Annotated in this window: 11 protein-coding genes; 4 read left to right on the top strand and 7 right to left on the bottom strand. The window is 63.7% G+C overall.

Going from position 1 to position 12,938, the window contains the following annotated elements:
• Positions 1–377: 377 nt before the first annotated feature.
• The 3 genes from F7D09_RS11470 to F7D09_RS08395 form a co-directional block, all read right to left on the bottom strand.
• Positions 378–1,247, bottom strand: a complete 870-nt coding sequence (locus F7D09_RS11470; protein ID WP_226836142.1) for a hypothetical protein — start codon at positions 1,245–1,247, stop codon at positions 378–380.
• Positions 1,248–1,352: 105 nt separating this feature from the next.
• Positions 1,353–2,963 carry a beta strand repeat-containing protein gene (locus F7D09_RS08390; RefSeq protein WP_226836144.1) on the bottom strand — a complete coding sequence of 537 codons (1,611 nt, stop codon included), beginning with the start codon at positions 2,961–2,963 and terminating at the stop codon, positions 1,353–1,355.
• A 538-nt stretch (positions 2,964–3,501) separates the two neighbouring features.
• Entirely contained in the window at positions 3,502–4,692 is a 1,191-nt protein-coding gene (locus F7D09_RS08395; RefSeq protein ID WP_152234943.1) for a pyridoxal phosphate-dependent aminotransferase, read from the bottom strand.
• Positions 4,693–4,859: 167 nt separating this feature from the next.
• Between F7D09_RS08395 and F7D09_RS08400 the strand changes: the two genes are divergently transcribed.
• From F7D09_RS08400 to F7D09_RS08410, 3 genes are all read left to right on the top strand, one after another.
• Entirely contained in the window at positions 4,860–6,158 is a 1,299-nt protein-coding gene (locus F7D09_RS08400) for a DUF2974 domain-containing protein (protein WP_226836146.1), read from the top strand.
• Positions 6,159–6,334: 176 nt separating this feature from the next.
• A complete protein-coding gene (locus F7D09_RS08405; RefSeq protein WP_152234944.1) occupies positions 6,335–6,994 on the top strand; it encodes a TetR/AcrR family transcriptional regulator in 660 nt (219 codons plus the stop codon).
• A gap of 111 nt (positions 6,995–7,105) precedes the next feature.
• Complete coding sequence (locus F7D09_RS08410) at positions 7,106–7,921, top strand: mechanosensitive ion channel family protein (protein ID WP_226836148.1); 816 nt, start codon at positions 7,106–7,108, stop codon at positions 7,919–7,921.
• Between the two features lie 732 nt (positions 7,922–8,653).
• Here the strand turns inward: F7D09_RS08410 and F7D09_RS08415 are convergent.
• On the bottom strand, positions 8,654–9,904 hold the full coding sequence (locus F7D09_RS08415; protein WP_152234945.1) for an MFS transporter: 1,251 nt from the start codon (positions 9,902–9,904) through the stop codon (positions 8,654–8,656).
• A 228-nt stretch (positions 9,905–10,132) separates the two neighbouring features.
• Here F7D09_RS08415 and F7D09_RS08420 point away from each other — a divergent pair, with 228 nt between their 5' ends.
• A complete protein-coding gene (locus F7D09_RS08420) occupies positions 10,133–10,528 on the top strand; it encodes a VOC family protein (protein ID WP_152234963.1) in 396 nt (131 codons plus the stop codon).
• Positions 10,529–10,710: 182 nt separating this feature from the next.
• Here F7D09_RS08420 and F7D09_RS08425 read toward each other — a convergent pair whose 3' ends face one another.
• The 3 genes from F7D09_RS08425 to F7D09_RS08430 all read right to left on the bottom strand — a co-directional run bounded on the left by F7D09_RS08425 (position 10,711) and on the right by F7D09_RS08430 (position 12,805).
• Positions 10,711–12,057 carry a hypothetical protein gene (locus F7D09_RS08425; protein WP_152234946.1) on the bottom strand — a complete coding sequence of 449 codons (1,347 nt, stop codon included), beginning with the start codon at positions 12,055–12,057 and terminating at the stop codon, positions 10,711–10,713.
• A gap of 18 nt (positions 12,058–12,075) precedes the next feature.
• Positions 12,076–12,210 carry a hypothetical protein gene (locus tag F7D09_RS11640; RefSeq protein ID WP_264371988.1) on the bottom strand — a complete coding sequence of 45 codons (135 nt, stop codon included), beginning with the start codon at positions 12,208–12,210 and terminating at the stop codon, positions 12,076–12,078.
• A 67-nt stretch (positions 12,211–12,277) separates the two neighbouring features.
• A complete protein-coding gene (locus F7D09_RS08430) occupies positions 12,278–12,805 on the bottom strand; it encodes a hypothetical protein (RefSeq protein WP_152234947.1) in 528 nt (175 codons plus the stop codon).
• Positions 12,806–12,938 lie beyond the last annotated feature (133 nt).

Genomic DNA, 12,938 nt, shown 5'->3' on the forward strand with positions numbered 1-12,938 from the left:
CCGGCAAAAGGCCGGACCGGGGGACGGGTGAGACGCAGGCACATGACGCATGTGTCAACCATGCCCCAGGACATACCGTCAACCATGCCCCGACACATGCGTCATTCATGCCCCGAGACATTACAGTGTTTTGTTTTGGGAAAACGGCGGACACGCGTTTTGCCTGATATGCCCAAAACGGCTCTATCAAGCCATTGTGATGGTTCCTGCGGTTCTGAGGCATCGCCCGAATCAGGAAATGAAACACCCACATCTCGTGTGAGAGACCGGACGCTGCTGCAAAAACGGTCAGTACGGCAAAATCCGGCTGGTTTTCGCTGATCCATGCTCAATGAAAACCCGCCGGATCATTGCTGCCGCATCCGAGCCGGCGCGACTCACATGGTCACGCCGTCCGAACCGCTGCTGTACGAGGACTCGGAGCCATCGGAGCTGCTGCTCGAGCCGCTGGAGCTACCCGATCCGGATCCCGTGTCGCCGCTGCCCATCTGGCTGTCAGACCCGGACCCCGAGTTCGAGGATCCGCCGGGCGCGAACTGGCCGTTGCCTCCCTGTCCGCCGCTTGGCGGCTGCATCATGCCGCCGTTGCCATTCGACGATCCGGACGATCCGTTGCCCGGCATCTGCATCTGCTGCTGACTGCCGTTGCCGCCGCTGATCGCGGTCACCGCGAACGCGCCGCCCACGCCGCCGAGCAGGCCGCACGCCAGCGACACCGCCGCGATCACGCCCCACGTCTTGCCGCCGAGTCCAGGCCGTCCGGCCTTGCCCGCGCTTTTCTTGCCTGCGCCTGCGCCGGCGCCGGCACCCGCCGCGCCGCCGAAACCGCCGCCCTGCTGCTCGGCCGTGTACTGTGCCGGCGCGTACTGCGGGGGCACCTGACCCTGCTGACGATATCCGTCATACGCACTGCCCGGCTGTCCCGCGCCCGGCTGTCCCGCTCCTGGCTGGCCCGCACCGGCACCCGCGCCCGGCTGCACGCGGTAGCCGGCACGATACCCGGCCTCGCCGTAATCGTTGTCCGCGGCGTCGGCGTACTGCGGCTGACCCATCGCCGGCGCGTTCCGTGTGGCGAACTGCGTCGCCTGCGCAACGTTCTGCATGGTCGTCGGGGTGGCGGTCTGTGCGGCGCCATCCTGGCCGGACGTTTGCACAGTTGCCTGGCCGGTCGCCTGCGCGACGCTCTCCCGCTCAGTCTGCGCGTTCGCGTTCGTCGTGTTCTTGGTGTCATTGATGTTCTCGCTCATGATGATTCCTTTACGTTGTTGTTGTGTGTTGTTGTGCTGTGTCGTTGTTGTTGTGCTGTGTCGATGTGTTGCGTAATGCGCCAGCCGGCCGCCGGCGCCCCGCGCTCAGCCCATCGTCCACGCGCTCGACGTGCCGAACTGACTGTCGAACTCGCTGCGGTCGGTCATCGTGTCGTCGTCGGCGAGTTCGGTGTCGCTGCCGGCGTCCACGCTCGTGGAGTACGCACCGGTCACGGTGACGGTCACGTCGCTGCTGCCGGAGACGACGGTTTTGCCGTTCGCCACGATGGTGACGGTCTTGCCGTCCTCGTCCACCACCTTGCCGCCGGACGCCACGTTGAGCGCGGAGATCGTCGTGTCACCGGTCACCACCCAGGTGGAGGTGCCGTCGACGTTCACGGTGATCGGCGCGTCGCTGGCCGAGCTGGCCGAGCTGGCCGAGCCGGCGCTGTTTGTGGCGATGTTCGCCGCGCCCGTCCACGTGCTGCCGTCGAGCAGGTAGAGGTTGAGCGTGGAGATGGTGTCGGCGGTGATGTCGCCTTCCAGCGTCTGGTCGCGCCCGGTGAAGTTCACGGTCGCGCCGTTGGAGCCGGCCGATCCCCAGTTGTTCGCGTCGTTGCCGGACGCGTTGATGAGCGTCGCCTTGGACGTGTCGAAGTCGAGCGTCGTGTTCTGTAGCACCACATCGGCGGTCGTGTTGGTGAAGTAGAACATCGAGCCGGAGCTGATGGCCGACTTGAGTGTGGAGTCGACCGCCTGGAACGTCGCGTGTTCGCCGGTGGTGCTTTCCGCGTCGCCGGAGGTCGACTGGTAGATGATCACGCCGTTGGCGATCGGGTCGGAGCCGGTTTTGCCGGTGTTCGTGCTTTCCAGCGTCGAGTCGCGGATGAGGATCGTGTTGAGTCCCTCCATGCCGGCGATCTGGCTGCCGTTGGATGTTCCGGTCACGTTGCTCACCTGGATGTCGCCGGTGGAGTAGAGCAGCGGCGAGCCGGAGCCGTCCGTGGTGAGCGTCGAGTCGGTCAGCGAGACGGTGCCGCCGCCGCGGTCGGTGGCGACGGTCGCGCTGTGGTCGCCTTTGGTGCTGGCCGTCACGGTCGAGCCGATGATGGTGCCGCTGTAGGTCGCGTCGAGCGCGCGCGAGTTGTCGGCGGTGGTGGCGATGGTCGTGTCGTTGACGAGCGCGGTGCCCGAGTCGGTGGCGAAGATGCCGTTCGAGCCGGAGCTGCTCGCGCTGATCTTGGATCCGTCGATGATGGTTTTGGATTGCTCGCCGACGGTGAGCGACACGGAGTTGGTGCCGTAGAAGTTGTTGTTGTCGGCGTTGTCGCTGTCGCCGGATTTGGTGAGGGTCACGCCGTCCAGGGTGACGGTGCCGCCGTTCTGGGCGAGCGTGACGTTGGTGTCGGAGTCGGTGGCGGTCAGGGTTTTGCCGCTGGCGTTCTGTTCGCTGCCGTCGGCGGTGAGGGTGCCCGAATAGGTGCCGCTGTAGTCGTACGACATGGTGTTCGCGCCGCCGCCGAAGTTGCCGTTCAGCGTCAGGTTGGTGGGGGCGCCGGCGGTGCCGCTGGAGCGCCTCAGGAGCGCCGCGCCTGCCGCGCCTGCGCACAGGCCGCCGGTCAGCGAGACGGCTGCGGCGAGCGCCACGAGTCTGGTGGTGGCGACGACGGTGCGGCCGTCGCGTACGTTGCGTCGCGTTGTGGTGTGCCTGTCCATGGTTGCCATCCTTTCTTGCTTGGGATGGTTTCATTGAACGGCACGTTCGTGGGTGGGCGCTTTGAGGCCGGGTAAGGGATGCTGCGATGTTGCGGCTGGGTGCTTGGGAGTTTCCTGAATGGTTTCTGGATGCGGTGGGCTGGGTTGGGATGGTGAGGGCCGGGTTGGGCGGTGTGGCGATGGGTGGTGTGGTGATGCGGCGACAGACGGCGCGGTGACGAGCGTTATGGTGACGGACGAATGCGGCGACGGGTGGCGCGGTGACATGCGATACGACGACGAGCTGCGTGGCGACGGGCAACACGGCGATGAGTGACCCGTGCGCGGCGCCGTGATACGGCGACACGCCGAGGAGCGTTGCACGCTCGCGAGATGCGGTTTCCGGTTTTGGCGGATTTCCGGCGTTCCGACAATCAGTATCTTGCGAGCGTGCAACGCTCCTCGGCGTGTCGCGACAATCGACGGCCGCCTGACGTCCGTCACGCAGCCGGCCGTCGCGCAGCCGGCCGACCGTCGCGCGACAGCCGGCCGCCGCCTCTTACAGCCCGTACACCTCGTGCGCGAACCGCTCGAGTACCGGGATCGACCGCTTGACCTTCTCCGTGTCCACGCAATACGCCATGCGGAAGTGGCCGGGCACGCCGAAGCTGTCGGACGGCACCAGGATCAGGTCGTAGTCCTTGGCCTTCATGCAGAACGCGTTCGCGTCCGCCTCGAGCGCGCGCGGGAAGATGTAGAACGTGCCGCCGGGGCGCACCACGTCGAAGCCGATCGAAGTCAGCGCGTCGTACAGCAGGTTCATGTTGGTCTCGTACACCGACAGGTCGCTCGTCTCGTCGATCACCTTGGCGACGGCCAGCTGCATGGTGCTCGACGGGCAGTTGTGGCCGGTGCCGCGCGAGATCTGTCCCATCATCGGCACGATGAGCCCGGCGTCGGTGGCCTTGGGATTGACCGCCACGTAGCCGATGCGCTCGCCCGGCAGGCTCAGCGACTTGGACCATGAGTAGCAGGTGAGCGTGTTGTCGTAGAACTTCGCCGGGTAGGGCTGTTCGGCGCCGTCGAAGACGATCTCGCGGTAGGGCTCGTCGCTGATGAGGAAGATGTCGTGGCCGTATTCGGTCTGCTTGTCGCGCAGCAGTCCGGCGAGTCGTTCCAGCGTAGCGGCCGAGTAGACCGCGCCGGACGGGTTGTTCGGCGTGTTGATGAGCACGGCCGTCACGCCGGGGTTGAGCGCCTGCTCGAACGCGTCGAAGTTGATCTGGAAGTTCTCGGTGTCGGCCGGCACGACCGTCAGCCGTGCGCCGGTGCCGCTGACGTACGGCTGGTATTCGGGGAAGTACGGGGCGAACGTGATTACCTCGTCGCCGGGCTCGGTCACGGCGCGCAGCGCGTGGGCGAGCGCACCGGCCGCGCCCGTGGTGGGGAAGATGTGGTCGAGCGTGTAGTCCATGCCGAACCGGCGGTCGAGGCTGTCGGCGATGACCTTGCGCACGCCCGGCAGACCCAGCGACGGGCTGTAGCCGTGCAGGACGACCGGCTCGGCCGTCTCGTACATGTCGATCACGGTCTTGGTGAAGCTGGGCGGGCAGGGCACGCTCGGATTGCCGAGACTGTAGTCGAACACGTTCTCGTAGCCGATCTCCTTGCCGCGGGCCGTCGCGTATTCGCTCAGGGTCCGGATCACGGACTTGCCGCCGAGCATCGCCTTGTATGTTTCGTTGATCATGTCGCAACCTCCACGTCGCCGTTGCTGTGCAATAGATTCGTTTCTACCACCGCCCCGGCACATTGCGCCGCCCGCGCCGCCGTCCGCGCCGCGTATGGCGACGCGGGTATATTGTCACGTAAGACGGCGGGTGCCGCCGGTCCGTTGTGCTGGTGGGAGGTGCTGCGATGGCGAACATCATCGACTATGCGCATGCCGAGACGCGTCCGTTCTCCCGGCTGCCGTTCAACGCCGTGGACGCGCTCGTGTTCGCCTCGCTGGTCTACAAGCGGCCGGCCACCACCGATCCGCCGACGATGTCGATCGCGTTGTCGCGGTACGGCACGCTGTCGGGGCGGCTGTCCACGTTCGACATGCGTCATCCGCTGGCCTCGCTCAGGCGGCTGCCCCACGCTCCGTTCAGCGGCACGACGCTCGCCGAGGCGGCGTCGGACATGCGGTACGGCCGGCCGCGCGGCTTCGACGATCCGGCGTTGACGCGCGCGCTGTTCGAGGCGGTCGCGGCGAATCCGCGGTTCGCCGGCGTGCGCGTCGACGGGTACGCGGACTACCTCAACATGGTGGAGCAGTCCCAGTTCGCCGCCGTGACGGCGCTGCTGCCGGACGGCACGCTGGTCGTCGCATTCCGCGGCACCGACGATTCGCTGGTGAGCTGGAAGGAGGACTTCAACATGGCCTTCCGTTACCCGGTGCCGGCTCAGCGGGCGGCCTGCGAGTACGTGTGCGACGCGGCGCGGCTGTGGGGCGGCCCGATTATCCTGACCGGCCATTCCAAGGGCGGCAATCTGGCGGTCTACGCGGCGATGAACGCGCCTGCCGCGGTGCGCCGGCGGATTAGGCGCGTGTATTCGCTGGACGGGCCGGGATTCCCCGACGAGGTGGTGCATGGCGCGCGGTATCGGGCGGTGGTGGACCGGATCGTCAAGATCGTGCCGGACTCCTCGATCGTCGGCATGATCTTCGAGACGCCGGAACCGCTGCATGTGGTGCGTTCGGACCAGAAGGGCGTGCTGCAGCACATGACGTTCTCGTGGCAGGTGGAGGGCGACGATTTCGTCTACCTGCCGGATGTATCGACGGGCTCGCGGCTGTTCAGCCAGTCGCTGAACCGGTGGATTGCCGGCATGTCGACGCAGCAGCGCGAGCGGACGGTGGACGCGTTGTTCGCGATACTGCGGTCGACGAACGCCGATACGCTGTCCGGCGTGATGAAGGCCGGGTGGCTTGCGCTGCCGGGCATGGCGGTCACGTATCTGGGATTGTCGGGCGAGGATCGCCGGCATCTGGCGGAGGCCTGGACGCTGTTGCGCAATGCCGAGCGGGCGCGTACGCCGGCACGTGCGGCGGGCGGCGGTGTGGGTGACGACGGCGGTGACGGCGGTGACGTTGCGCGTGGCGGCACCGGCGGCGACGCTGACGTTGCAGGCGGCGATGCCGGCGACACGGGCGTCGACATCGGCGTTTGAGCCGCGATAAATACGGCAGACCTTCTATACTTGTACTTCGCCTATAGTGAAACAGCGAGTGAATCCTCGGCTTCTTTTACGGGCCATCCGTCATAATGGACGGCAATAATCGAATAAATAGACATAACGACCAATAACAAGGTCGCACCCTTCTAAAGACCAAAGGAGCCACTGCCATGCCCCGCCCACGTAAGGATTCCGAGATCCTGCCCGCCCCCGAACGGCTGGAGAACGCCTTCTGGGACCTGCTCGCGGAAAACGAGTACCACAAGATCACCGTCACCGCGGTGGTCAAGCACGCGAAGCTCAACCGCAACTCCTTCTACTATCACTTCGCCGACCTGTCCGAACTCGCCGACTCCGCCATCATGCACGCCGTCGAACAGTCGACCGCGCCCATGCCGGCCGGCGACATCACCGAACTCGACGCGGACGGCGAATGGCGACGCCGCTGCACGCAGCTGATGAACGACCCCGCCCAGCGCCAGCGCCTCGACCGTCTCTCCCTGTTCGCCGGCAAGCACAGCTCGCCCGAGCTCGTCGAATCGCTCAAGGACTTCGGCCGACTCACGCTCATCAACGACCTGCAGCTCGACGCGAACAACCTGGACCTCAAAACCGACCTCATGCTCGACTTCACCCTCGGCGGCATGCTCGCCGTCCTGCGCCGCTGGCCGGAACTGCGCCAGAAGGTGTCGGTCGACGACCTGCTCAACGAGGATGTGGCCGTGCTCGCCATGAGCGTCTACCTGTCGATGTCGAAGAAGAACATGCTCGACTACTGGAACCGCGTGTTCAAAGGAAACCTTCGGGCGAGTTTCAAGTCCGGCAAGTAAGGTGTAGGCCGGTGGCCGCCGACTGGCGGCGTCGGTCGGCGGCGCTGACGGGCGGCACAGACTGGCGGCGGCCCGCAGGCCGATATCGGACAAACGAAAGGTGGAACGCGCATGACGACCGGCACGAACGTGGTGGACAGCGGCATGGCATGGTACTGGTACATCCTCGACTGGCTGAAGGCGAACGCGGGGCGGCTCGTGTTCTTCGCGGTGGTGCTGGTGATCGCGCTGCTCATCACCAAGGGCCTGTCGCGGCTGATGCGCAAGGTGCTCGACCATTCCAACGTGCCGAGCGCATCGATCTTCATCAACATCATGCGCGTGCTGGTGTGGGTGGTGGCCGCGACGATCGTGCTCAAGCCGGTGTTCGGCATCGACCCGACCACGCTGATGACCGCTCTCGGCGTCGGCGGCATCGCGGTGTCGCTCGGTCTCAAGGATACGGTCGCGAACGTGATCAGCGGCTTTGGCCTGATGCTCGGCAAGGTGATCCAGCCGGGCGACATCGTCTCGGTGGCCGGCACGACCGGCACGGTGAAGGACATCACGTGGCGGCAGACGGTGGTGCGCGAACGCAACGGCAACGAGATGGTGATTCCGAACTCGGTGCTCAACACGGCGTCGCTGGAGAAGCTGACGCCGGTCAACGAAGGCTTGGTGACGATGACGTTCACTGCGAAGGCCGGCAGCGATCCGGCCGAACTGACGCAGGCCGTCAAGGCCGCGATCGCCAAGGGGACCGTGCAGTTCGCGCAGCCGGGCAGCAAGCCGCTTGTCAAGCTCACTGGCTTCTCGCCGTACGGCATCGAAGTGGAGGCGATGGCGTTCACTCGCGACGGCGTGCTGCTGTCCACCATGCGTGACGCCATGGCCCGCGCGGTCGCCGGCTGCGCCTACGTAGAGCAGCGCGCCGCCATCGGCGAGTAAGTCGGCGGGCCGGCCCGCGCCTTTGGCCCCCTCGCTGAAGGACGCCTGGCGGAGCCTGTTCCTCGGCCCCTCGCTGAAGGGCGCTGGCTGAGCGTAACGAAGACTGACCGATTCGCCCTTGGCCCCCTCGGTGGAGGGCGCTGGCTGAGCGTAACGAAGACTGACTGTCCCGTTTCTTGGCCCCCTCGATGGAGGACTCTGGCTGAGTGTCGAAGACTGACTGTCCCGTTTCTTGGCCCCCTCGGTGGAGGGGGCTGTCAGCGTAGCTGACTGGGGGAGCGTCACCCGCTTCACAACCGACCGTACCCGAACACCGCCGTCCGAGTACGTTCCGTTGGGATTTGTTGACCGACAGTACTCAAACCCACTGCTCCGAGTACGTTCCGTTAAACAAATACGACAAACCGTACTCGTATGAGTTCCCCGAGTACGTTCCGTCAGGATTGTTCAACGGAACGTACTCGTACGGCACTCTTCGAGTACGTTCCGTCAGGATTTCGCAACCGACCGTATCCGAACCCGCTGCTCCGGGTACGTTCCGTCAGGATTTCGCAACGAACCGTACTCGTACCCGCTGCTCCGAGTACGTTTTGTCAACAATTCACAACGAACCGTACCCAAACCCGCACCTCCCAGTACGGTCCGTTGAAAACGAAAAACGGACCGTACCCGAACATAATCTTCGGGTACGGTCCGTTTCGACAGCGCGGCGAGCGGCCGCGCGTCAGCGACTCACTTCAGCGCCGCGCGCTCCTGCTTGGAGAGCAGCACCTTGTAGTCGAGCGAGCAGAACACGGCGAACAGCACGACGATGAACATGACCGTCACGCCGCCGATCTGGCCGAAGGCATCGGCCGCGGCGCCCACGATCGGCGGGAACACGGCGCCGCCGAACAGGCCCATGATCATCAGCGCGGAGATCTCGTTCTTGCGGTCGGGGTGCACGAGCATCGCGCGCTCCATGTACAGGGTGAACATGTTCGAGTTGCCGAGGCCGGCCAGGCACATGGCCGCGTAGTAGACGAACGGCGTCATGCCGGCGCCCCACAGCGAGTAGGCGCCCATGAGGACCATCGAGGCGACGAGCATCACCGTGGAGATGCGCAGGCCGGCCTTGTTGCTGATCTTGCTTAGGACGTACACGCCGCCGAGGCTCGAGACGGCACGGGAGGCGTAGTAGATGGTGTTGAAGCTGGCTGCCGCGGCGGGGCTCCAGCCGGTCATGTCGGCGAGGATGCGCGGACCCTGCGCGTTGACGCTCACATCGATGGTCATGTGCATGATGATGCCGAAGAAGCACAGCAATACGACCGGATCCTTCAGCAGGCTCAGGCAGCCGCCGATGGTGGTCTTCGTGTCGGGGTTGACCTCGGTCTCCTCGATCTTGTCGGCGGAGAGCAGCACGTAGATGACGATGCCGATCACGAGGTAGAGCACGTAGACGAGCCACCACTTGCCGAACGCGATGGCGAACCAGCTGACGATCAGCGGGGTGAGCAGCGAGGTGCAGGCCTTGATGCCCTGGCCGATGTTCAGGGTGGCGGCGAGCTTGTCACCATGGGCGAACATGCCCAGCAGCGGGTTCAGCGAGACCTGCATGAGCGTGTTGCCGACGCCCAGCAGCACGAAGGAGATGACCAGCAGCACGAAGCGCACCGGGTTCTTCTCGGTGTCGAACAGCGCGTAGCCGACGATCGGGAACGCCATGGCGAACAGCGTGACGAGGATGGAGACCAGCACCGTCTTGCGGCGGCCGATCTTCGACATCAGCACGCTGGTGGGTGCCGAGAAGATCAGGAACCAGAAGCAGGCCATCGTGGTGAACAGGTTCGCGACTGTGTTCGACAGATCGTATTCCGGCTTGACGTAGTTCGTTGCGGTGCCGACGAAATCAATGAAGCTCAGCACAAGGAACGACGCCATGACAGGGATCATCGCGCCCCTGCCGAGCGTCGCCGTGCGTGACTGTGATTCGTCACTCATATATATCTCCTTCTCGAAGACGACCGGTCCGATACCTCGGGCCCGATACTGCGCGCTATTGTAGGGTACTCATGGCGTGAGCGCTAACAAAACGCCGTCGGATTGCGCTTTAAGAGAACAGTCCGGTACCGCTAACAAACCAGCTATAATCCGGAACCGATACGGCACAGCCGCGGTCGTTCCCAGCCGCGGACGCCGTCAAAGCAAGGAGTTTTGACCATGGCTGTAATGACCGAGTTCACCACTGACCTTCAGCATTCCGGCATGGTGTCGAAGGACCTCGACGCCACCATCGACTACTACGTCAACAAGATCGGATTCAAGCTGGTGGGCCGCTACCCGTTCGGCAACAACCAGCACGTCGCCTTCCTGCGCTACGGCCACCTGACCATCGAGACCTGGGACGGCGAAGAGGCCCCGATGAAGGCCGGCGCCATCAACCACTGGGCGTTCGACGTTCCGGACGTCGAGGCCGCCTTCGAGAACGCGAAGAAGCTCGGCCTGAACCTGAAGGACAAGGAGATTCAGGAGATTCCGACCTTCTGGGAGCACGGCATCCGCTACTTCAACGTCATCGGCATCAACGGCGAGACCCTCGAGTTCTGCCAGATCCTCAAGAAGTAACGCCGCGTTACGTCGCGTGACGTCGCTGCCGTGACGGCACGTCACCAAACGTCGCCAAACGTCACGCTGCTCGCCCTTGCACGGTGACGCACCCGCGAAAAACGTTGCAATACTACGGTTTTCGCGGGTGCGTCACGCAGACAGGGCGAGCAGCGTGACGTTTTTTGTTGCGCTCCATGCCGTTATTCTGGCCGTACGGCGAATCCGGTGTCCGCCAAATCCTGATTTTCCATGAACCTGACGAGGCCCTGCACACGGATGTCGCGCACCTTCTTCCCGCTGATGAGATCGTATCTCATCAGTCGTGCGTCACCGTTGTCATCATCTATATGAGGCCGTTGCCAGATGTCGACATGTCCCGGTTGAAAATCCACCATGCGCGGGTGGGCTTGCCAGAAATCAATCCCGTCGTCTGAGCCGGTTTCCGTCTCGACTGCGGCGCTGACGACGATGCGTGTCCGTCCGGTTGCGACATCGGTGTCCAGGATTTCGCCGTCCCCACTGGCCCAGTAGAAATGCCCATCCTGCAATGATCGTTCGTCATATGCTGCACCGACCATGGAATTGGCGGAGTAGCGCAAGGGCTTACCCTGTTCGTCAGTCAGCGGTATGACCGTACGAGTGCCGTTTGTTACGTTCCAGCGTTCGATTGTATGGTATTGCTTGGCGCCGCTTGCATCGGAGAAGATGTAGTCGTTCGGGTCATGATTGAGCGGTGTCGCGTCCGGCTCGGTGGAGATGCCTTTGTCGCTGTACTGGGTCGAGATGAAGGTCATGGTGTTGTCGCGGCAGGGTATGTTCGACGTGCTGCGGCTGCTGCCGGTCATGATGTTGGTGTTGACCTTGACGGTCGTGGCAGTGATATGCTCGCCGTCCATCAGCGAAATCAGCCGTACTCCGCCGCGCTCCGAAACATCGGGATCATCTGGCAGCGCAGTCTGCAGACCGTACACGTTGCCGCCGCATGCAGCCATCTGCGGCATGTACGACCGGGTGACGATTCGTTTGCGGTTGGACCGCGAACCGTCGGTGATAACGATGTCCTCCTCATAGGCGCCGTCCCCCGCAAAGCCCACGTTATAGGCGGCAATATGGGCGGCACTATCCTCCCGTGCAATGAGCCCGTCCTGATAAGGGCTTGTCTTGGCGCTGTCGATGACGTCGGCCTTGTCGGTGTCATGTATGAGATAGTCGTATTGCGCGTCGGCTATGAAAAGGCCGTCCTTGGTCCAGGAGAGTCTGCCGAGCTGCATGCCTGCATTCTTTGCCAGGGTGTAGGTGCCGTCATTGCTGATGAGCGCGAGGTATCCGGTTTTCTTGCTGTAATCATATTCCCCGGCGGATGTCAGGTATGCGGCGGCGACGGCTTCGCCGAGTGTGATATCACGTACGGAAACGGTGCGGGTGCCGGATGATGTCGTGTTCCGGCATCCGCCCAGCATGAGGGTGATGGACAGCAGGACCGCCAGCATGAGGATTGACTTCAGCCGGACGGCTGCGTGGGTGTCTGCCGTGGTTCTGGTGCCCATGATTCCGCTGCCTTCTGCTCAGAGGGTCTTGTATGTCAGTGTGTACTGCGAATCGCGGATGTCCTTGGGGTAGACCCCGGAGCCCCCGTTGGAATCCAGATCAAGCTTGGACGTGTAGTAGTAGCTTGCCCAGGCCAGCTGGGAGCAGTTCATGTTGCCGCTCTCGGTCTTGTTCGCCCAGAATGCGCCGTTGTACTCACGGCCGACATAGGTCTTGGCCTTATTGGCGGCCTTGGTGCGATTCGCCTGAGGTGGTGACGGACTGCTTCTGGGCGCCCTTACCGACCAGCACGTTGGTGCAATGCGTATAGCGGGCCTTCTTGCCGACGCCTGGGGCCTCGACTATTTCACTCGTGCTGGTGTAGATGCCGGAATGTCCATGAGCGAATCCTGAAGTGGATGCGGGACTGTAAAACACGTCCCCTCCCTGATTTCCGGCCCCCAGAACAATGTTTGCGGCGGTTGCGGTTCGTGCGGTACGAAAGGAATGGGTCTCGGCCTCGAGCACGGCGTCATCAAGCGTTTGCTCGAAGGTCTGGCCCAGTGTCTCGGCGGTGAGACGGACGGCTTCTTCGGCTTCTTCGGCGGTGATGCCCGGTGTGAGTTCCAGCAGCCGCTCGATCTTGGTCTCGGTGGTTTCGACGGCGTATGCCGCGCTCAGCGTGCCTCCGGCGATGAACAGCGTCAGCACGATGGCCGCCATTGCGGCAAGCGTGCTGATATGAGGTCCTGATTTGTTGCGAGTCATCTCTGACTCCTTCCTTGACATGCCGTTTCTTCTATGAAAAGGCTGTCATTCAATGGTATCAGCACGGACATTGTGACGTGCCGGTTCCGGACCTAGCTGTGCGTCTTGTGTGTTGTCACAGCGGGTGAACGCC

The sequence above is a fragment of the Bifidobacterium leontopitheci genome (assembly GCF_009193355.1).
In the GTDB taxonomy this organism is placed as follows: domain Bacteria; phylum Actinomycetota; class Actinomycetes; order Actinomycetales; family Bifidobacteriaceae; genus Bifidobacterium; species Bifidobacterium leontopitheci.